21 protein-coding genes are annotated in these 20290 nt (G+C 65.1%); 14 read left to right on the top strand and 7 right to left on the bottom strand.

The genetic code is table 11. The features are described 5' to 3' along the window. Position 1: 1 nt before the first annotated feature. Complete coding sequence (locus GEV02_RS31635) at positions 2–616, bottom strand: GNAT family N-acetyltransferase (RefSeq protein ID WP_152841767.1); 615 nt, start codon at positions 614–616, stop codon at positions 2–4. Then, entirely contained in the window at positions 616–1470 is an 855-nt protein-coding gene (locus tag GEV02_RS31630; protein ID WP_152841766.1) for an AAA family ATPase, read from the bottom strand. The genes GEV02_RS31635 and GEV02_RS31630 overlap by 1 nt, the downstream gene beginning before the upstream one ends. 209 nt (positions 1471–1679) lie before the next feature. On the opposite strand from GEV02_RS31630, the gene GEV02_RS31625 reads away from it, so the two are divergent. Both GEV02_RS31625 and GEV02_RS31620 read left to right on the top strand, forming a co-directional pair. Further along, the gene (locus GEV02_RS31625) at positions 1680–2021 is read left to right on the top strand and encodes a c-type cytochrome (protein ID WP_152806814.1); all 342 of its coding nucleotides are present in this window, start codon (positions 1680–1682) and stop codon (positions 2019–2021) included. 11 nt (positions 2022–2032) lie between these two features. Next, positions 2033–2374, top strand: a complete 342-nt coding sequence (locus GEV02_RS31620) for a c-type cytochrome (protein WP_152841765.1) — start codon at positions 2033–2035, stop codon at positions 2372–2374. 117 nt (positions 2375–2491) lie between these two features. Here GEV02_RS31620 and GEV02_RS31615 read toward each other — a convergent pair whose 3' ends face one another. Both GEV02_RS31615 and GEV02_RS31610 read right to left on the bottom strand, forming a co-directional pair. After that, complete coding sequence (locus GEV02_RS31615; RefSeq protein WP_070272482.1) at positions 2492–2917, bottom strand: DUF1841 family protein; 426 nt, start codon at positions 2915–2917, stop codon at positions 2492–2494. Between the two features lie 92 nt (positions 2918–3009). Further along, the gene (locus tag GEV02_RS31610) at positions 3010–3645 is read right to left on the bottom strand and encodes an RNA pyrophosphohydrolase (protein ID WP_152841764.1); all 636 of its coding nucleotides are present in this window, start codon (positions 3643–3645) and stop codon (positions 3010–3012) included. A 202-nt stretch (positions 3646–3847) separates the two neighbouring features. Between GEV02_RS31610 and GEV02_RS31605 the strand changes: the two genes are divergently transcribed. Together GEV02_RS31605 and GEV02_RS31600 are read left to right on the top strand one after the other, a co-directional pair. After that, positions 3848–5584, top strand: coding sequence for a proline--tRNA ligase (locus tag GEV02_RS31605; protein WP_152841763.1), 1737 nt, complete (start codon positions 3848–3850; stop codon positions 5582–5584). Between the two features lie 98 nt (positions 5585–5682). Next, on the top strand, positions 5683–6258 hold the full coding sequence (locus GEV02_RS31600; protein ID WP_152841778.1) for a lytic transglycosylase domain-containing protein: 576 nt from the start codon (positions 5683–5685) through the stop codon (positions 6256–6258). Positions 6259–6319: 61 nt separating this feature from the next. Here the strand turns inward: GEV02_RS31600 and GEV02_RS31595 are convergent, their stop codons facing one another. Then, on the bottom strand, positions 6320–6709 hold the full coding sequence (locus tag GEV02_RS31595; protein WP_152841762.1) for an SWIB/MDM2 domain-containing protein: 390 nt from the start codon (positions 6707–6709) through the stop codon (positions 6320–6322). A gap of 190 nt (positions 6710–6899) precedes the next feature. Next, positions 6900–8267, bottom strand: coding sequence for a signal recognition particle protein (gene ffh / locus GEV02_RS31590; RefSeq protein ID WP_152841761.1), 1368 nt, complete (start codon positions 8265–8267; stop codon positions 6900–6902). 82 nt (positions 8268–8349) lie between these two features. On the opposite strand from ffh, the gene GEV02_RS31585 reads away from it, so the two are divergent. After that, on the top strand, positions 8350–9093 hold the full coding sequence (locus tag GEV02_RS31585; RefSeq protein WP_152841760.1) for a substrate-binding periplasmic protein: 744 nt from the start codon (positions 8350–8352) through the stop codon (positions 9091–9093). 30 nt (positions 9094–9123) lie between these two features. On the opposite strand, the gene GEV02_RS31580 is transcribed toward GEV02_RS31585, so the two are convergent. Next, a complete protein-coding gene (locus GEV02_RS31580; RefSeq protein WP_152841759.1) occupies positions 9124–11316 on the bottom strand; it encodes an NHL repeat-containing protein in 2193 nt (730 codons plus the stop codon). A 177-nt stretch (positions 11317–11493) separates the two neighbouring features. Here GEV02_RS31580 and GEV02_RS31575 point away from each other — a divergent pair, with 177 nt between their 5' ends. The 9 genes from GEV02_RS31575 to GEV02_RS31535 form a co-directional block, all read left to right on the top strand. Continuing rightward, positions 11494–12459 carry a YjgN family protein gene (locus tag GEV02_RS31575; RefSeq protein WP_152841758.1) on the top strand — a complete coding sequence of 322 codons (966 nt, stop codon included), beginning with the start codon at positions 11494–11496 and terminating at the stop codon, positions 12457–12459. Then, entirely contained in the window at positions 12456–13484 is a 1029-nt protein-coding gene (locus tag GEV02_RS31570; protein ID WP_152841757.1) for a M48 family metallopeptidase, read from the top strand. The genes GEV02_RS31575 and GEV02_RS31570 overlap by 4 nt, the downstream gene beginning before the upstream one ends. 91 nt (positions 13485–13575) lie before the next feature. Beyond that, positions 13576–14550 (top strand): ABC transporter substrate-binding protein, encoded by a 975-nt coding sequence (locus GEV02_RS31565; protein ID WP_152841756.1) that lies wholly within the window; start codon positions 13576–13578, stop codon positions 14548–14550. Then, a complete protein-coding gene (locus GEV02_RS31560; RefSeq protein WP_152841755.1) occupies positions 14551–15372 on the top strand; it encodes an ABC transporter permease in 822 nt (273 codons plus the stop codon). Continuing rightward, positions 15372–16181: an ABC transporter ATP-binding protein gene (locus GEV02_RS31555; protein ID WP_174999434.1), complete on the top strand. Its 810-nt coding sequence runs from the start codon at positions 15372–15374 to the stop codon at positions 16179–16181. The genes GEV02_RS31560 and GEV02_RS31555 overlap by 1 nt, the downstream gene beginning before the upstream one ends. 22 nt (positions 16182–16203) lie before the next feature. After that, complete coding sequence (locus tag GEV02_RS31550; RefSeq protein ID WP_008452129.1) at positions 16204–17010, top strand: cytochrome C assembly family protein; 807 nt, start codon at positions 16204–16206, stop codon at positions 17008–17010. Further along, positions 17007–17279 (top strand): PP0621 family protein, encoded by a 273-nt coding sequence (locus GEV02_RS31545; RefSeq protein WP_152841754.1) that lies wholly within the window; start codon positions 17007–17009, stop codon positions 17277–17279. Before GEV02_RS31550 ends, GEV02_RS31545 begins: the two co-directional genes overlap by 4 nt. A gap of 8 nt (positions 17280–17287) precedes the next feature. After that, complete coding sequence (locus GEV02_RS31540; RefSeq protein ID WP_328595963.1) at positions 17288–18970, top strand: sensor histidine kinase; 1683 nt, start codon at positions 17288–17290, stop codon at positions 18968–18970. Between the two features lie 12 nt (positions 18971–18982). Beyond that, a partial coding sequence (locus tag GEV02_RS31535; RefSeq protein WP_152841753.1) for a sigma-54-dependent transcriptional regulator occupies positions 18983–20290 on the top strand: 1308 nt, incomplete at its 3' end.

Below are 20290 nucleotides of genomic sequence, written 5' to 3'. Positions count from 1 at the left end.
GTCAGCGCGTCCCGTGCAGGGCCAGCTTGTAGCGCAGCTGCGCCTTGATCTCCGGCCATTCGCCGGCGGCGATGCTGTACATGACGGTGTCGCGCACGGTGCCGTCGCGGCGCAGCGCGTGGTGGCGCAGCACGCCATCCTTCTTCGCGCCCAGCCGTTCGATGGCGGCCTGCGAGGCGAAGTTGAAATTGTCGGTGCGCAGGCCGAGCAGGGCCGCGCCCAGCGTCTCGAAGGCGTGGGTCATCAGCAGCAGCTTGCAGGTGGTGTTGACGTGGCTGCGCTGGTGGCTCTTGCCATACCAGGTATAACCGATCTCCAGCCGGGCGATGGTGGGCACGATGTCGTGGTAGCTGGTGGTGCCCAGCACCGTGCCGCTGGCGGCATCGACCACGGCGAAGGCCAGCCGGCCGGGGCGCATTTCCAGCGCGGTGGCGATGTAGGCGTCGACCTGTTCCGGCTCGGGCACCGAGGTCACGCGCAGCGTCCACAGCTCGCCGTCGCGGGCGGCCGCGCGCAAGCCGTCGGCGTGCTGCGGGCCCAGCGGTTCGAGGCGGACGCCGTGCAGTTCCAGCGTGACCGGGGCGATCGGGGCGGCGGGGTGGGCGAGCTGGTTCATCAGCGGTTGGTCCGGTTCATATACACCAGGCGCTCGAACAGGTGCACGTCCTGCTCGTTCTTCAGCAGCGCGCCGTGCAGCGGCGGCACCACCGCCTTGGCGTCCTTGCTGCGCAGCGCTTCCGGCGGCAAGTCCTCGGCCATCAGCAGCTTGAGCCAGTCGAGGAATTCCGAGGTCGACGGCTTCTTCTTCAGGCCCGGCACGTCGCGCACCTCGTAGAAGGTTTGCAGCGCCTGCGCCAGCAATTCCTTTTTCAGGTTCGGGTAGTGCACGGCGACGATCTGTTCCATCGTGTCGCGGTCGGGGAATTTAATGTAGTGGAAGAAGCAGCGGCGCAGGAAGGCGTCCGGCAGCTCTTTCTCGTTGTTGGAGGTGATGATGACCAGCGGGCGGTGCTTGGCCTGCACCATTTCGCGCGTCTCGTAGACATAGAATTCCATGCGGTCGAGCTCGCGCAGCAGGTCGTTGGGGAACTCGATGTCGGCCTTGTCGATCTCGTCGATCAGCAGCACCACCGGCTCCGGCGCGGTGAAGGCTTGCCACAGCACGCCCTTGACGATGTAGTTGTGGATGTCGCGCACGCGCTCGTCGCCGAGCTGGGAGTCGCGCAAACGCGACACTGCGTCGTATTCATACAAACCTTGTTGCGCCTTGGTGGTGGACTTGATGTGCCACTGCATCAGCGGCATGTTGAGCGCGGCGGCCACTTCCTCGGCCAGCATGGTCTTGCCGGTGCCCGGCTCGCCCTTGATCAGCAGCGGCCGTTGCAGCGTCAAAGCCGCATTCACGGCCAGTTTCAGGTCATGCGTCGCGACATACTGGTCGGAGCCTTCAAAGCGGGGTGTGGCGTGCATATGGTGCAATCTCGAAAAGATGGGGATAAGCGCCAGTATAGGGGAGAACGCTAGAGGAGGTGCTCGGGTCGGCGGCCTGGACAGTGTGTTGTTCTGGCAATGATTGTGTGTAGCCTTGGCTATATTCTTGAGTTAGAATCGCAGGCTGATAGTGCAAAAGTCAAGTTTTGCATCCGCGGTAGTATCCGATTACTTACCTAGCAAACGCCATGAAAAAAATCACCGCACTCCTCGTGCTCGCAGGCATCGCGCAAATCGCCCCGGCGGCGGACGTCGTGGGCAACGCCCAGAACGCCAAAGCCAAGATTGAAATGTGTATCGGTTGTCACGGGATCCCCGGCTACAAAGCCACCTTCCCGGAAGTGTTCCAGGTGCCGATGATCGGCGGCCAATCTGCCAAGTACATCGAGAGTGCGCTGAAGGCGTATCAAAAAGGCGATCGCAAACATCCGTCGATGAAGGGCATCGCCAGCAGCCTGTCGGACCAGGATATCGCCGATGTCGCCGCGTTCTACGCGCAGCAGACCGTCACCGCCACCGCTGCGAAATGAGGACAGCCCCCATGAAAAAACTGATCACCGCGTTGTGCTTCGCCGCCGTATCGAGCTCCGCCCTGGCAGGCGGCAATGTCGACGCCGGCAAGGCGCTGGCCGACAAGTACAGCTGCTTCGCTTGCCACGGCAAGGATTTCAACACCCCGATCGATCCGAGCTATCCGAAGCTGGCGGGCCAGCACAAGGATTACCTGGAACACGCGCTGACCGCCTACAAGCGCGGCGACGGCGCCAACGGCCGCAACAATGCGATCATGACCGGCCAGGTCAAGCCGCTGAGCAACCAGGACATCAAGGATCTGGCGGCCTACCTGCACAGCCTGCCGGGCACGCTGGCGGTGCACCGCTAAGCCGCAACACAGCGAATAAAAAAGCCACCGGCACTGGGCGCGATCTTGAGCGCGTCCAGGCCGGTGGCTTTTTTTATGGCAGAGGCCGTGTCCGAATGTCAGACTTGACCCCCGCTGTTACAGGCGGCGCTTGATCGCTTCGATGTAGGCGTCGCCGTCTGGCGGTGTGCCGTTGCGCTGGGCGGTCCAGATCATCTCGCCCAGGCACTCCATGATTTCATGCTGCGCCGCGTGGGCGTCGTCGAGCTTGAGCGTGAGCGCGGTGGCGGCGTCGCGGATGCCGCGCGGCTGGTCGATCGAGATCTGCTCGTCGATCGACAGGTGCATCGACAGGTGCAAAAACGGATTGGCCTGGGCGCCGTCGACCGAGTAGTCGCGCGCCAGCGCGCTGTCGACATCGCTGAGCACGTCGTGGTATTCGGGATGGTGGCGCACCCAGTCGGCCGCCATGGCTTCAAGCGGAGTCAGGATTTCATGGTCGCGCTGCTTGCGGAAGGTCTCGCAAAAGAAGCGGCGCACGTCGTCGGAAGATGGATTAAACATGGCGCCATTATACCGCTAGGGCGCCAGGCAAAAAAAAGCCCCATCGGCACTGGGCGCGCTCTTGAGCGCGTTCAGGCTGATGGGGGCTTTTTTCACCCGCTTTTCTTTTGCGGCTCGGGCGGCGCCTCGGCTGCGGCTGCTGCCGCAGGCGCTTCGGTGCCGCAGGTCGAACCCGGCGGTTCCGGATTCGGCCGTGGCGGATGCGGCTGGCGCAGATAGCGCGAACCGTGATGCCGGCGGTCGTGGCCGTTGGCCGGCCAGGTCAGGAAGCGCGACAGCTCCTGCAAGGCGCGCTGATAAACCTCGCGCTTGAACTCGATCACCACGTCCAGCGGCACCCAGTAATCATGCCAGCGCCAGGCGTCGAATTCCGGATGGTCGGTCAGGCGCAGGTTGACGTCGTTGTCGCGCGCGCACATCCGCAGCAGGAACCAAATCTGCTTCTGGCCACGATAGTGGCCGCGAATTTCGCGCTTGATGAAGTGGTCGGGCACCTCGTAGCGCAGCCAATCGCGCGTGCGGCCGACGATTTTGACGTGCTCTGCCCGTAATCCGATCTCTTCTTCCAGCTCCCGATACATCGCCTGTTCCGGCGTTTCTCCGTACTTGATGCCGCCTTGCGGAAATTGCCAAGAGTGCTCGCGCACCCGCTTGCCCCACCACACCTCGTTCTGGGCGTTTAGCAGGATGATGCCGACGTTGGGTCGAAACCCTTCACGATCGAGCATTTTGCACCTCAAACTTTCTGCGACCTAGCTCCCTGCTTATATTTTTGCCCACAAAACCGCGCTCCGGCTGGGTTTTCGGGGTACGAAAACGGCCGGAGAGGCATCAATTGAACGCATTTGTATAAAGTATGGACGCATCAGCCAGCTAATCCTTTAAAATTAGGTTGATTATAACTCTCTCTTTTTAAAAAGAATTCACCGTATGCGCGCCTCACGATTTTTTATTTCCACGCTTAAAGAAGCGCCTTCCGACGCCGAGATCGTCAGCCATCAGTTGATGATGCGCGCCGGCATGATCAAACGCCTCGGTTCGGGCATTTATACCTACATGCCGATGGGTCTGCGTGTCATCCGCAAAGTCGAGGCCATCGTCCGCGAAGAGATGAACAAGGCCGCCGCCATTGAGCTGCTGATGCCTTTGGTGCAGCCGGCCGAGCTCTGGCAGGAGACCGGACGCTGGGACAAGATGGGCGCGGAGCTGATGCGCGTGAAGGATAGACACGGCCGCGATTTCGCGATCCAGCCGACGTCGGAAGAAGTGATTACCGATGTAGTGCGTTCGGAAATTAAATCCTACCGTCAGCTTCCGTTGAATTTTTACCACATTCAGACCAAGTTCCGCGACGAGCGCCGTCCGCGTTTCGGCCTGATGCGCGGCCGCGAGTTCACCATGAAGGACGCGTACTCCTTCGACCGCGACCTGGCCGGCATGCAGGCTTCGTACAAAATCATGTTTGACGCCTACGTCGCCATCTTCACCCGCTTCGGCCTGAAGTTCCGCGCGGTGGCGGCCGACAATGGCGCCATCGGCGGCACCGGTTCGCACGAATTCCACGTCATCGCCAGCACCGGCGAGGACGCCATCGTGTATTGCGACACCTCGGATTACGCCGCCAATATGGAAGCGGCCGAGGCGCTGCCGCTGGCGGCAAGCCGTCCGGCCGCCGCGCAGGCGCTGACCAAGACTTCGACCCCGAACGCCACCAAGTGCGAAGCGGTGGCCGAGCTGCTCAAGCTGGAGCTGTCGCAGACCGTCAAAACCATCGCGCTGACGGTGGAAACCGAGACCGACGGCAAAGTAGCTAAACAGTATTTCATGCTGCTGCTGCGCGGCGACCATGAGCTGAACGAAGTCAAGGTCGGCAAGGTCGCCGGCCTGGCCGCGCACCGCTTCTCGACCGAAGCCGAGATCCTGGAAGTGTATGGCTGCGTGCCTGGCTACCTGGGTCCGATCGGCACCAAGGCGCCGGTCACCGTGGTGGCCGACCGCACGGTCGCCAACATGGCGGACTTCGTCTGCGGCGCCAACGACGCCGGCTTCCACTACACCGGCGCCAACTGGGGCCGCGACATGGCCGAGCCGACCATCGTGGCCGACCTGCGCAACGTGGTGGCGGGCGACGCCTCGCCGGACGGCAAGGGCGTGCTGGCGATCGAGCGCGGCATCGAAGTCGGCCACGTGTTCCAGCTGGGCACCGCGTATTCGGAATCGATGAAGGCCACCTTCCTCGACGAGAACGGCAAGCCTGCGCCGTTGCAGATGGGCTGCTACGGCATCGGCGTGACCCGCATCCTGGGCGCGGCGATCGAGCAGAACTTCGACGACAAGGGCATCATCTGGCCGACCTCGCTGGCGCCGTTCGAACTGGTGCTGTGCCCGATGGGCATGGACCGCAGCGAAGCGGTCAAGGAAGCGACCGAGCAGCTGTACGCCGACGCGCAGGCGGCCGGCATCGACGTCATCCTCGACGACCGTGGCCTGCGTCCGGGCGGCATGTTCGCCGACTGGGAGCTGATCGGCGTGCCGCACCGCGTGGTGATCGGCGACCGTGGCCTGAAGGAAGGCAACCTGGAATACCAGGGCCGCCGCGACACCGAAGCGACCGCCGTGCCGGTGGCCGACATCGTCAGCTTCATCAAAGGCAAAATGGCGGCGTGATCGTGACACGCCGTCATTCCCGCGCAAGCGGGAATCCATGCTTCGCTACTGCGGACAGGTTCTATGGGTTCCCGCGTGCGCGGGAACGACTGGCGGCGCTGGCGCTGGCATTGTGCCTGGCGTCGGTCGCCCATGCCGGCAACCAGAAGGAAGAAGCGCTGGCCGATTCGGTTCGGCTGGCGCTGGCCAACGCCATCAAGGATGCGACCCCGCCGCAGCCGACTTTCCGCACCGACGCCGAACGTTTGCGCTACCAGGGCTGGCTGGCGCAGGTGTCGTTGCGCCTGAAGCGCAAGCTGCCCGACGAGCAGACCCGCAACGAATTCCTCGCCACCGTCTGGTACGAAGCGCGCCGCGCCGGCCTGGAGCCGGGCATGGTGCTGGGGCTGATCCAGGTCGAATCGGCGTATCGCAAGTACGCGGTGTCGATCGTGGGCGCGCGCGGGTACATGCAGGTGATGCCGTTCTGGACCAATGTGATCGGCGACCGCAACCGCAGTGCGCTGTTCAATATGCAGACCAATCTGCGCTACGGCTGCGCCATCCTGCGCATGTATATCGACATGGAGTCGGGCAACCTCTACCTGGCGCTGGGCCGCTACAACGGCAGCCGCGGCAAGCCGGAATATCCGAACGCCGTGCTGTCGGCCTGGAACAACTGGAAGGTGCAATAAAAAATGCCGTCAACGCGTTGGCGGTGACGGCATCCCGGCGCGGCTGTACTGGCCGCTGCGCTTATTTCAGGTGGTCGGAAATGAGCTTGGTCATTTCGAACATGGATACTTGGGCTTTGCCGCCGAATACAGCTTTCAGCTTGTCGTCGGCATTGATCATGCGGCGGTTGGCCGGATCTTGCAGGTCGAGCTTCTTGATGTAATCCCAGACTTTTTTGGTGACTTCGGTGCGAGGCAGCGGGGTCGCGCCAACTACGGCGGCCAAGGTGGCCGATGGCGTCATCGCTTTCATGAAGGCGGCGTTCGGTTTGCGCGGTGCGGCCGGTGCGGCTGCTTTTTTCACTGCTGGCTTGGCTGCTGCTTTTGCGGGTGCTGCCTTTTTTACGGCTGCCGGTTTCGCGGCAGCTTTCTTAGCTGGTGCTGCTGCTGGGGTTTTTTTGGCTGTTGCCATCTTCGAGCCTCCTTAACGAACACATGGAAAATTGCGCAATTGATCGCACCGGCTAATATTGGTGGTGATTTACCGAGTATGCAAGTGTTTTTCGCGTTTTTTCCCGGAAACACCACGTAAACACGGGCTTTCCCGGGGCTACGCGCCGTCAAGGCGCGCTTTCCCTGTGTCCGGCGGGCTTTTCCCCGGCTTAGCGCATGCCCGGCATCATGCCCTTCATCGAGCGCATCATCTTCATCATGCCGCCGCCGGACAGCTTTTTCATCATGGTCTGCATCTGCTCGAACTGGGTCAGCATGCGGTTCACTTCCTGCACCTGCACGCCGGCGCCGGCCGCAATGCGGCGCTTGCGGGTGGCCTTGATCAGCTCCGGCTTGGCGCGTTCCTGCGGCGTCATCGAGTCGATGATGCCGACCATGCGCCGCACCTGCTTGTCGGCCTGGTCCATGTTGGCGCCGCCGGCCGCTTGCTGGAACTGCGCCGGCAACTTGTCCACCAGGCTGGCCATGCCGCCCATTTTCTTCATCTGGCCCAGCTGGGCCTTGAAGTCGTTCATGTCGAACTTGCCGCCCGACTTGACCTTGGCCGCCAGCTCGGCCGCGGCCTTGCTGTCGACGCCTTTGCGCGCCTCTTCCACCAGCGCCATGATGTCGCCCATGCCCAGCACGCGGTTGGCCATGCGCTGCGGGTCGAACGCTTCCAGGCCGTCCAGCTTCTCGGACACGCCGGCAAACTTGATCGGCTTGCCGGTGATGTGGCGCACCGACAGCGCGGCGCCGCCGCGCGAATCGCCGTCCAGCTTGGTCAGCACGATGCCGGTCAGCGGCAGCGCATCGTTGAAGGCCTTGGCGGTGTTGATCGCATCCTGGCCCAGCATGGCGTCGACCACGAACAGGGTTTCGATCGGCTTGACCGCCGCGTGCACGGCGGCGATCTCTTTCATCATCTCTTCATCGATGCCCAGACGGCCGGCGGTGTCGATGATCAGCACGTCGTGGTAATGCTTCTTGGCCCAGTCCAGCGCGGCCAGCGCGATGTCGACCGGCTTGTCCTGCGCGGTGGACGGGAAGAAGTCGGCGCCGACCTGGCCGGTCACCGATTGCAGCTGGGCGATCGCGGCGGGACGATAGACGTCGGCCGACACGGTCAGCACTTTCTTTTTCTTTTCTTCCTTCAGGTACTTGGCCAGCTTGCCGACGGTGGTGGTTTTACCCACACCCTGCAGACCGGCCATCAGGATGATGGCGGGCGGCTGCTGGGCAAAGCTCAGCTGCGCCGCTTCCGGGCCGAGGTCGGCGCCCATGATGGCGGCCAGCTCGCGCTGCACCACGCCGACCAGGGCCTGGCCCGGCGTCAGCGAGGAAATCACTTCTTCGCCCAGGGCCTTTTCCTTGACCTTGGCGATGAATTCGCGCACGGCGGGCAGGGCGACGTCGGCCTCCAGCAGCGCCAGGCGCACTTCGCGCAGCATTTCGGCGGTGTTGGCTTCGGTCAGGCGGGCCTCGCCGCGCATGGTTTTAACGACCTTGGCAAGGCGTTGGGTAAGATTGTCTAGCATGATGAACCCGGAATGAACAGTGGCCGTCATTTTACCCCATCGGGCAGGCCGCGGGCGCGGAGAGCCTGTTATCATTTAATGCATGAACAGAGCGCGCATCTTCCTGGCGGCCATGCCGGCGCTGGCCGGTCCGGCCGGGGCGGCCAATGTCGCCATGGCCTTCGGCGACAATCTGCCGCCGTTTATCCTGGTCAAAGAGGACGCCGGCATCGAGGTCGAGCTGGTGCGCGAGGCGCTGGCCTACCGCGGCCATGTGCTGCAGGCGCGCTACCTGCCGATGGGCCGCATCCCGGCCAGCTTCAAGACGCGCGCGGTGGACGCCATCATGATGGATGTCGGCGAGGACATGACGCCGCACGGCGGCTACTACGGCACGCCGCCGGTCATCTACGACAATGTGTTTTACACGCTCAAGCGCAGCAAGCTGGTGATACGCCGGCCGGAGGATTTGCAGGGCCACACGGTGATTTCCTTCGTCGGCGCGGCCGCGCGCTACCCGGTGTGGCTGCAGCCGCTGACGCGCGGCCACGACTATGTCGAAAGCAATCACCAGGAGTCGCAGCCGCTGCTGCTGGCGCTGGGCCGCTACGAGATCGTGCTGAGCGACCGCAGCATCTTCCAGTACTACACCCGCATGCAGCGCAAGCGCGAGCCGGGTTTCGTGATGCCGCCGGTGGACGAGCACAGCTTCATCCGCGCCGACGCCGGCGACTACCGGCCGGTGTTCCGCAGCGCCGCCATCCGCGACGACTTCAACGCCGGCCTGGCGCATCTGCACAAAAGCGGCCGCTACCGCGCCATCTACGACAAATACCTGAAGGACTGAGCCGCAGGCGCCATGCCTGCGGCGGCGCCGTTACGGCAGCACCAGGCGCAGCAGGGCGCCGCCGGCCGAGACCGCGAAACTGTGCGGCCCGGTCGGCACGATGCTGGTTGGACGGTCCAGCCGCGCCGGCAGCGCGCCCAGCACCGTGCCCTGGGCCGGCAGGCCGGCCACACCGGCCGCCACGCTGCGGCTGCCGTCGGCCGCCGTGCGCCAGATCACGCCCTGCGCCGGATCGGCGCTGTAGAGATAGCCGTCCGGCGCCGCCAGCACGCTGCGCGGGATCGCCGCGATGGTGCTGACCACGCCCTGCGGCGTGATCTTGCGGTAGGCCGCCGCCGCGCCGGTGGCGTCGCGGTCGGTCGCATACAGATTGCCGTCGGCGTCGACACCGTTGAGCTGCGGCCAGGCGAAGCGGGCCGCCGCGCCGGCGCCGTCGACGCTGACAGGCGCGTCCTGGCCGAAGCTGTCGATGGCGCCTGCCACCAGTTGCAGCTTGCCGGCCACCACGCGGTAGATCACGCCCTGCGACGTCGGCTTCATGTTCCGACCCAGCAGCGTGACATACACGGTGCCGTCGCGCGCCAGCGCCACGCCGCCGGCGCGGGCAGCGAAGGGATTGTCGCCGGTCGCCAGCGTGCTGACCGCGCCGGACGGCGTGGTCTTGCGGACGATGATGTGGCTGTACATATATGGCAGCGGTTGCGGATCGTCCGCGCCGTCGACCGAATACACATTGCCGGCGCTGTCGGCGGCCAGACCGCCCGGCAGATAGTAGCGCGCCGCGCCGCCCTGGCCGTCGATGCTGCGGGCCTCGGTGTCGTCGTGCAGCCCGGCCAGCGCCACCACCTTGCCGCCGCTGATGCGGTTGACGATGCTCTGGTAGGACAGCAGCAGGCTGCCGTCGGCTGCCACCCGCAACTGGCCGGGCAGGTCGTTATTCTGGTGCATATAGTTGCCGAGGGAGCCGCCGTGATAGATGGTGCTGATGGCGCCGCCGCTGATCTTGCGCACGCGGTAGCCGCTGCCGCCGGCGAACTGGTCATTGTCGAGCAGCAGCAGATTGTCGTCGGCATCGAGCACCAGGCTGCCGGGGGCGGTAACGCCGGCGGTGGCGACCGGGCCGTCCGCGTAGGCCTTCGCATTCAAGGCGATCACCGTGCTGACGACGCCGGCCGGCGTGCGGCGGTAGATGCTGGTGTTCCCCTGGCTGGCATACAACACGGTGGTGTAGTAATAGATATTGCCATGACGGTCCACCAGATAATCCATGGGCACCGCCGGGTCGCCCGGCAGCGTCAGGCCCGGCACGGTCTGCACGCCGCCGTCCGCGCCCAGCTTGCCCAGCGCGGTGGCAGTGGCCACGTAGACCGTGCCGCTGTCGTCGCAGAAGAGGCGGCGCGCGGTGGTGTAGGCCGCCGGCAGCGTGGCGACGGTGGCGATGCCGCCATCCCTGGCCAGCGTGCGCACATAGCTGGCCTGGGCGCCGCTGTCGAGCAGGTACAGCTTGCCGTTGCCGCAGGCCGCCAGCGCGCTGACGCTTTCCACCCGTGCGCGGCTGCGGTCGCCGTCGGCGTGGCCGTTGACGGCCGCCGTCAGCGTGCTGACGCTGCCATCCTTGGCCAGCAGGCGCACCGCGCTGGGAGCGCCGGGGCGGCTGTCGGCCACATAGGTATTGCCGTCGCTATCGACCGCCATGTCGGCGACCAGGTCGAAGCGGGCGTCGGCGCCCTGGCCGTCCAGCATGAAGTGGCCGCCGATGGTGCCGGCCGTCAGCGTCAGGCCGGCCAGCGCCGGATCGGGGGCCAGGTTCAGCGGCAGGCTCTGGCTCAGGGTGCCGGAGGTGGCGGTGATCGTCACCTGACTGGCGGCATTGATGCGCGCCGGCGGCAGGTAGTTGACGCTGTTGCCGCTGGCGGCGGACAGGCTGCCGGCGCTGCCGGGCGCCAGCGTCCAGCTGACGGCGCCGGCGCCGTTGAGCGTCGCGCTCAGTGCAACCGGCACGCCGGCGGCCACCTGGGCCGGCGGGGCGCTCAAGGTCAGTGTGGTCGCGGTCGGCGTCACCGGCGTCGTCGGATCGGTGCCCGGTATGCCAGGCGTGACTGGGTTAGGTGGCGGATTAGTGGCTGCGGTCGGTGACGAGGAGCCGCCGCCGCCGCAGGCGGTCAGCGTCAAAGCCAGCGCGACGGCGGCACAATGGGCGGAGGTGCGGAAGGTGGAATTCAAGCGTGGCTTTCGAAAATTGGAATAATTATTTATACAATATTGCCATCTTATTATCTCATTTCGATGCCAGGGAAAAATGCGCGCATTGTCACCAAGCGCAGCCAAAAATCAGTTTCCCATTGACAACGTTGTTTAATATTGGCATCGTTAATGCTTTGCTAATATCAAGGGCATCGTATGGAACAAGAACAACGCGTGCGGTTTCACGCCACCGGCGGCGAGTACTTCCGCATCTGGATCGTCAACCTGCTGCTGACCATCGTCACGCTGGGCATCTATTCGGCCTGGGCCAAGGTGCGGCGCAACCAGTACTTCTATTCCAGCACCGAGCTGGCCGGCAGCACCTTCGAATACCACGGCAATCCGGTCGCCATCCTCAAGGGCCGCATCGTCGCCGCCGTGATCTTCGGCATCTACATCGCCGCGGCCTCGCCGTGGTTCATCTGGAAGAGCTTGCAGTTCCGCCTGCATAACACCAGCTACCGCGGCATCCGTTTCCGCTTCGTCGGCGACGTGCACGACGCCTACACCAACTACATGGTGCGGCCGCTGCTGAACGTCGTCAGCTTCGGCCTGGCCACGCCTTTCATCCACCAGCGCGCCAAGGCTTGGCAGCACAACGAAAGCCGCTACGGCAAGGCGCGCTTCTCCTTCGACGGCAGCGTCGCCGATTTTTATAAACTATATGGCTGCTTGTTTGTGATCGGTGGCGCCGGCGTGGTGGCGCTGTTCCAGCTGATGATCCGGAACACGCCGGCGCCGGCCAGCAGCGCCCAGGCGATCGGTGAAACCAGCTTGTTCCTGCTGGCTTTCTACGGCTGGGCCTTTGTGGTTTATCCGCTGTTCATGAACATGCTGCAAAAGCTGATCTGGAACCACACCAGCCTGGAGCAGCATCGCTTCCATTCCGACATGCGCTGGGGCCGTCTGGCCTTCATCACCTTCACCAACTACCTGGCCGTGATCTGCACGCTGGGCCTGTTCCTGCCGTTCGCGCGCGTGCGGGCGATGCGCTACCGCCTGGAGTCGATGTCGCTGCTGGTCGATGGCAGCCTGGACGACATCACCGCCGTGCAGGACGGCGAAGTCGGCGCGACCGGCGAAGGCATGGCCGAGTTCATGGACTACGACCTGTCGCTATGAGCGAAACGCTGAGCGAGGCGCAGCAGCCCGTGCCGCCGGTGGCCGCGCGCTACTTCGACGGCCAGACGTCGCGCCTGCACCGCGTCACGCTGACGGTGGCCGGCGGCGTCGCCCGCCTCGCAGGCGACGCCGAACGCGAGGCGCCGCTGGCCGAGCTGCGCGTCTCCGAGCGCAGCCGCCACGCGGCGCGCAAGGTGACGTTCGCCGACGGCGCCTACATGGAAATCGACGACCTGGCCGGCTTCGAGCAATTGCTGCGGCAAACCGGCCACCGCGACAGTCCGGTGGTGCGCTTGCAGCACAGCTGGCGCGGCGTGCTGGTCGCGGCCGTCGGCACGGTGGCGCTGCTGGCGCTGGGCTACTTATATTTTCTGCCGGCCGCCGCCGGCTGGATCGCCGCCGCGCTGCCGCTGTCGGTCGAACGCCAGCTGGGGCAGGGCGTGCTGGCCGCGCTCGACCGCCAGATGTTCGCGCCGTCGACGCTGGCGCCGGCCCGCCAGCAACAATTGCGGCGCCGCTTTGCCGCGTTGGCGCCGCCGCCGTCGGACGGCCCGGCGCCCACCTGGCAACTGCTGTTCCGTAGCAGCCTCGTCGGCCCGAACGCCTTCGCGCTGCCGTCCGGCGACATCGTCATGACGGACCAGCTGGTCGCGCTGCTGCAGGACGACGAAGCCGTGATGGGCGTGCTGGCGCACGAGCTGGGCCATTTGCAGCGGCGCCATATGACGCGCCGCATCATCCAGAGTTCGGCCGTGACGGCCACCACCTCGCTGGTGTTCGGCGACATCTCCGCCGTGCTGAGCACGCTGCCGGCGCTGGCGCTGGACATGAAATACTCGCGCGACGCCGAGCAGGAAGCCGACGATTACGCGGCCGCCATGCTGCGCCACAACGGCATCGCGCTCGACCATCTGGCGGCGGTGTTCGCCAAGCTGGACAAGCTGGACGGCGGCAAGCTGCCGCCCTATTTCTCCAGCCATCCGCCGAGCGCCGAACGGCAGGCCCGGCTGCGCACTCGGCCATGATTGTCCCCGTGATTGAGCGATAGGCAAGCGCTCTCCAGCTTGGTATGATCTGCACTGAAAAAAGTGGTACCACACTCGACAGGAGAGACGGATGAAACTGAACGCTATCGCCAGGACCTTGACCATCGCCGCCATGCTGGCCGCCGGCGCCACGCAGGCGCAAGAGGTGGTCCGCCTGGGCAATCTGAAGTTCGCCCACTATGGCGCCGTCTCCTACATCAAGGAGATCGCGCCCAAGTGCGGCATCAAGGTCGAGGAGCGGGTGTTCGCCAAAGGGCTGGACGTCATGCAGGGCATCATCGCCGGTGAGCTCGATGTCGGCACGACGGCGTCGGAAGCGGCGATCTCCGGCCGCGCCAGCGGCGCGCCCATCTTCGTGGTGGCCGGTTTCGCCAAGGGCGGCGCGCGCCTGGTCGGCCGCAGCGAGCTGAAACTGAAAAGCGTCAAGGATTTGAAGGGCAAGAAAGTCGGCGTCACGCGCGGCGGCATCCAGGAAGTGCTGCTGCTGGCCGAGCTGCAGCAGGCCGGCCTGAGCGCGTCGGACCAGCCGGGCAAGGATGTGCAGCTGATCTACCTGGCCTACGCCGATCTGAACCAGGCGCTGCTGGGCAAGAACATCGACGCCATGATGAACTCCGAACCGCAATCGTCGCAATCGATCAACAAGGGTTATGGCAACGAGATCCTCAAGCCCTACGACACCCCGATCGGCGAGCCGATCCGCACGATGGTGATGACCGAGAAGTTCTACAAGGAGAAGCGTCCGCTGGCCGAGAAGTTCATGCGCTGCTTCGTCGAAGCGACCAAGACTTTCATCGAACAACCGGCCGTGGCCGAGAAGTATGTGCGCGAGACCGTGTTCAAGGGCCAGATCACCAAGGACGATTTCGATGACGCCATCGGCAATTCGCCGTATTCCTACGACATCACGCCCGAGCACATCCAGATCACCACCGACGTCATGTTCAAGACCGGCGTCGGCCGCATGAGCAAACCGCCGGCCGCCAAGGAATGGGTCAAGACCGATCTGCTGGACGGCGCCAAGAAAAGCCTGGGCGTCAAGTAAATGGCCAAGTTCAAGCTGAAGGAGGCCGGCGTCGGCCTGATCGTGCCGGTGCTGGTGATCGGTTTTTGGCAGGTGGTGTCGATGAAGGGCTGGGCCAATCCGCAGATGCTGCCGTCGCCGCTGGCGGTGCTGGAACGCTGGATCGCCTATCTGCTGCCGATCCAGCCGTACAGCCCGGAGCAGGGTAGCTGGCTGATGTGGGCCGTGTCGGGCGAGCTGATCGTCGACGCCCTCGGCAGCCTGTACCGCGTGGTGGTCGGCTTCGCCATCGGCGCCGCGCTGGCGCTGCCGCTGGGCCTGGTGATGGGCGCCAGCCAGACCGTGTACGCCTGGCTCAATCCGCTGATGCAGCTGCTGCGGCCGATTCCGCCGATCGCCTACATCCCGCTGTCGATTTTGTGGTTCGGCCTGGGCAATCCGCCGGCCATCTTTTTGATCGTGCTGGGCGCCTTCTTCCCGGTGCTGATGAACACCATCGCCGGCGTGCGCCAGGTCGACAGCATCTACCTGCGCGCGGCGCGCAACCTGGGCGCCAGCGGCAGCACCATGTTCCTGCGGGTGATCCTGCCGGCCGCCGTGCCGTACATCCTGTCGGGCGTGCGGATCGGCATCGGCACCGCCTTCATCGTGGTGATCGTGTCCGAGATGATCGCGGTGAACAACGGCCTGGGCTTCCGCATCCTGGAGGCGCGCGAGTACTTCTGGTCGGACAAGATCATGGCCGGCATGATTACCATCGGCCTGATCGGCCTGATCATCGACACCGCCGTCAACAAACTGAACAACCATCTGCTGCGCTGGCACCGCGGCCTGGAGAACTGATGATGAGTGTTGCAAACCCGCCCCACATCGTCGTCGCCAATGTCAGCAAGGTGTTCCAGACCGCCGAGCGCCAGCTGGTGGCGCTCAAGAATATCGACCTGGAGATCCCGCAGGGCCAGTTCGTCTGCCTGCTCGGGCCTTCGGGCTGCGGCAAGTCCACGCTGCTGAACGCCATCGCCGGCTTCGCGCCGCCGAGCTCCGGCCGCATCCTCGCCGACGGCAGGGAAGTGACGGCGCCCGGGCCCGAGCGCGGCATGGTGTTCCAGGAATACGCGCTGTTCCCGTGGATGACGGTGGCCGACAACGTCGCCTTCGGCCTGGAGATCAAGGGCATGGCCAAGGCCGAGATCAACGCCATCGTCGACAAGCTGCTGGCCATGCTGTCGCTGACCGACTTCCGCAACCGCTTTCCGAAAGACCTGTCCGGCGGCATGCGCCAGCGGGTCGCCATCGCCCGCGTGCTGGCGCTCGATTCGCCGATCATGCTGATGGACGAACCGTTCGGCGCGCTCGATGCGCTGACCCGCCGCAACCTGCAGGACGAGCTGCTGCGCATCTGGGCCGAGCTGAAGAAGACCATCATCTTCGTCACGCACAGCATCGAAGAGGCGATCTACCTGGCCGACCGCATCGTCGTCATGACTTACCGCCCCGGCACCGTCAAGCGCGACCTGATGGTGGAACTGCCGCGCCTGCGCGATCCGGCCTCCGCCGAGTTCAACGCCCTGAAGCGCGAACTGGGCCAACTGGTGATGGAAGAACAGCAACGCCATCACAACGACGAGCTGCGCATGGCAGCCGTCGACTGAGCGATGGTGTAAACTGAGGGACATGCAGACTCCTTTACTCTTCGCAGCCATCGCGCTGTATCTTATATGTGCCGCGCTGCCGTCGCGCCGCGCCGGGCTGATTTCCGCCCTGACGGCGGCCGCCTGGGTGCTGCACGGCGCCGGCCTGTGGTCGGAAGTGGCCGGCGGCGCCGGCACCATCCGCATCGGTTTCGCCGCCATGCTGTCGTCGGCGCTGTGGGTGTCGGTGGCCGCGTACTGGATAGAGAACCAGAATTTCAGCCTGGACGGCATGCGCCGCCTGGTCATGCCGAACGCCGCGCTGGCGGCGGCGCTGCAGGCCGGCTTCCCCGGCAATGTGATTCCGCTGGAGGGCAAGTCGCCGCTGTTCGGCTGGCATATCGCCATCGCCACGCTGGCCTACAGCACGCTGACGGTGGCCGCCTTCCATGCGGTGCTGATGGCCTTGCAGGAAAAGCGGCTGCACGCCGGCACCGACGCCAAGAGCTTCATGTCCAGCGCGCTGGACCGGCTGCCGGCGCTGCTGACGATGGAGAAGCTGCTGTTCCGCATGATAGGCTTCGGCTTCGCCTTGCTGAGTTTGACGGTGTTGTCGGGGATCGTGTTCTCGGAACAGCTGTTCGGCCAGGCGCTCAAATGGGACCACAAATCGGTGTTCACCATGATGTCGTGGGTGTTGTTTGCCTCGCTGCTGGCGGGCCGCCGCTTCCGTGGCTGGCGCGGCAAGACCGCGCTCAGCTTCACGCTGGCCGGTTTCGCCACCTTGTTGCTGGCCTATGTCGGCAGCCGTTTTGTGTTCGAAGTGGTTTTGCATAAGGGTTGGGCATGAGCCGTATTATCTTTTGGCTGGCGTTGGTTTTCCTGGTGATCTTCGCCATCCGCAGCAAGATCCGCGACGCGCAGAAGCGTCATCAGCAGCAGTTCCGCCAGCCGCCGCAGCAGCCGGACGGCGCGCGTGCCGCCGCCAAATCGGTGGCCGACGCTGAAACCATGTTGCAGTGCGCCCATTGCGGCATCTTCTATCCGGCATCGGAATCCGTGCAGGCGCGCGGCCGCGACTATTGCAGCGCGGCCCACGCCACGCTGCCGGCAGCCTAGGTTCCGGCGTGATCGCGCGCCTGCAGGCTTTATCGGCTGAATCGCGCGCAACCTTCTGGCGCTCGCTGCAAACGCTGAACGCCACGCGGGTGGTGATCGCGCTGGTGCTGCTGGTCTACCTGAGCTTCGACAACCACGGCCTGCGCGCTTCCGGGCCGTATCTCTACCTGCAGATTTGCCTGATCTATCTCGGCCTGGCGATCGCCTTCGCGCTGATGGCGGTCTACTGGCAGCGCCGCTTCCTGCTGCAACTGCTGTCGCAGATCGCCTGCGACCTGGCCGTGATCTCGCTGCTGTATGTGGCCGGCGGCGGCTTGCGCAGCGGCCTGGCCATCCTCTATTTATTCCCGCTGGCCGGTTCGGCCATCCTGGCGCCGCTGCTGCTGTCGCTGTTCTGCGCCTCGCTGGTGGCGCTGTTCATGCTGGCCGAAAGCACCTGGCAGGTGTTCATGATGGAGGGCGAACAGCCTTATTTGCAGGCCGGCTTGTACGGCGCCGCCTTCTTCGCCGCCGTGTTCGTGGTCAACCGCATGGCCGCCAAGTTGATCGGCCAGGAGGAGCTGGCGATACGGCGCGGCGTCGAGATCACCGTGCAGCAGGCGGTGAACCGGCTGGTGATGGCCAACGTCGGCGACGGCATCCTGGTGATCGACGCCGGCGGCCAGGTCTTCGCCGGCAATCCGGCGGCGCAGCAGATGCTGGGCATGATCGGTCCCGAGATGAAGTTCCGGCTGTCGGCCGCCGCCGCGCTGGCGCCGCTGGCGCAAGCCTATGCCGAATGGCGCGACGATGCCACGCGCAGCACCGCCTATGTCACCATCAAGCCCTATGCCGAGGCGGCGCTGCAGGACGTGACGGCCGCGTGGAGCGCGCGCCGCGACCTGGCCGCGCACTTGAAGGTGCGCTTCGCGGCGGTCAATACGGAGGGGCTGGGCACGGAGCGCAGCGTGATCTTTTTGCAGGACGTGACCGGCATCGAAAATCAGGCGCAGCAACTGAAGCTGGCGTCGATGGGGCGGCTCACCGCCAGCATCGCCCACGAGGTGCGCAATCCGCTGTCGGCCATCGGCCACGCCACCTCGTTGCTGGGCGAGGACCTGGACAGCACCGTTCACCTGCGGCTGCTGAAGATCGTCGGCGACAACGTGGCGCGCGTGAATCGCATGGTCGAGGATATCTTGCAGCTGTCGCGCAAGGTGCAGCCGCATAGCGAGCCGCTGGCGCTGGCGGTCTTCCTGGCCGAGCTGAAGGCGGAATTCGTCGAGACCCACGGCCTGCCGCCGGATATCATCGGCACCTCGGCGCCGCCCGGCACGCTGGTGCGCTTCGATGCGCTGCACCTGCGCGAGGTGGTGCTCAACCTGCTCAACAACGCGGTGCGCTACGCCAGCGGCGGGCCGGAATCGATCCGCATGGACCTGCTGAGCGACAAGGCGCGCCGCATGGAACTGCATGTGCAGGACGACGGCCCGGGCATCTCGCCCGAGGTGCGGGCCCACCTGTTTGAGCCGTTTTACACCACATCCAGCAAAGGAACGGGGCTGGGACTGTATCTGGCGCGCGAATTGTGTTTGAATAACGAGGCGCGGCTGGACTACGAATACCGTTTCGACATCAAGGACAGCCCCGATGGCACGCCGCGCTCCAGCGGGCGGTTTGTAATCACCTTCGCCCATCCGGCGCAAAAGTAGAGAGGCTGCTTGATGACTGCTAGAGGTTCCCAACGCGCCCCTCGCGTGCTGGTCGTCGACGATGAAGCCGACCTGCGCGAACTGCTGGAACTGACCCTGCTGAAAATGGGGCTGGACGTCGACAGCGCCGCGACGCTGGCGCAGGCGCGCGGCCTGCTGGCGGCGCCGGAGCATGACTATCAACTGGTGCTGACCGATATGCGCCTGCCGGACGGCCTGGGGCTGGAGCTGGTGCGCGAAGTCAGCGCTGCATATAAGAACACGCCGATCGCGGTGGTGACGGCTTTCGGCAGCGCCGACAACGCCGTCATCGCGCTCAAGGCCGGCGCCTTCGATTACATTTCCAAGCCGGTGGCGCTGGACCAGCTGCGGGTGATGGTGCAGTCGGCGCTGCGGCTGAACGCCGAGCCGCCGGCCGGCCAAGCGCCCGACGCCGCGCAGGCGGCCAGCCGTTTGAAGGGCGAGTCGGCCGTGATCCAGGCGCTGCGCGCGCAGATCGAACGGCTGGCGCGCTCGATGGCGCCGATCGCCATCAACGGCGAATCGGGCAGCGGCAAGGAGCTGGCGGCACGCGAGATCCACGCGCAGAGTTCACGCGCGGGCAAGCCTTTCATCGCGGTCAACTGCGGCGCGATCCCGGAGGCGCTGATGGAGGCGGAGTTCTTCGGCTACCGCAAGGGCGCGTTCACCGGCGCGGCCGATGAGCGGGACGGCTTCTTCCAGGCGGCCAACGGCGGCACGCTGATGCTCGACGAAGTGGCGGACCTGCCGCTGGCGATGCAGGTCAAGCTGCTGCGCGCGATCCAGGAGCGGCGCGTGCGCAAGATCGGCGCCACGGCCGAGGAGCCGGTCGATGTGCGTATTATTAGTGCGACCCACAAGAACCTGGCGCAGTGCGTGGAGCAGGGCAGCTTCCGGCAGGATCTGTTCTACCGCCTGAACGTGATCGAATTGAGCCTGCCGCCGCTGCGCGAACGGCTGGACGACCTGGCCGTGCTGACCGGCGCAATCCTGGAACGGCTGGGCACTTTCGAACACAAGGTGCGGCTGGGCGAGGGCGTGCTCGATGCGCTGCGCGGCTATTCCTTCCCCGGCAATGTGCGCGAGCTGGAAAATATCCTGGAGCGGGCGCTGGCCTTCGCCAACGACGGCGTGATCGAGGTGACGGACCTGGCGCTGAAAGGCGCGCGCATGGTTGAAGCGGTCGTGCCGCTGCCGATGCCGGCGGCGCTGCCCGCAGCCATCAACGAAGCCGCCGCGCCGGAACTGGCCCCGGCGCCTTCGCCGACGCCGGCCGATCCGGCGCCGGCTGCCACCGCC

The sequence above is a fragment of the Rugamonas aquatica genome, from assembly GCF_009380215.1.
Taxonomy (GTDB): Bacteria; Pseudomonadota; Gammaproteobacteria; order Burkholderiales; family Burkholderiaceae_D; genus Rugamonas; species Rugamonas aquatica_B.
The sequence above is the reverse complement of the archived record's forward strand: the minus strand, read 5'-3'. Positions and strand labels throughout refer to the sequence as shown.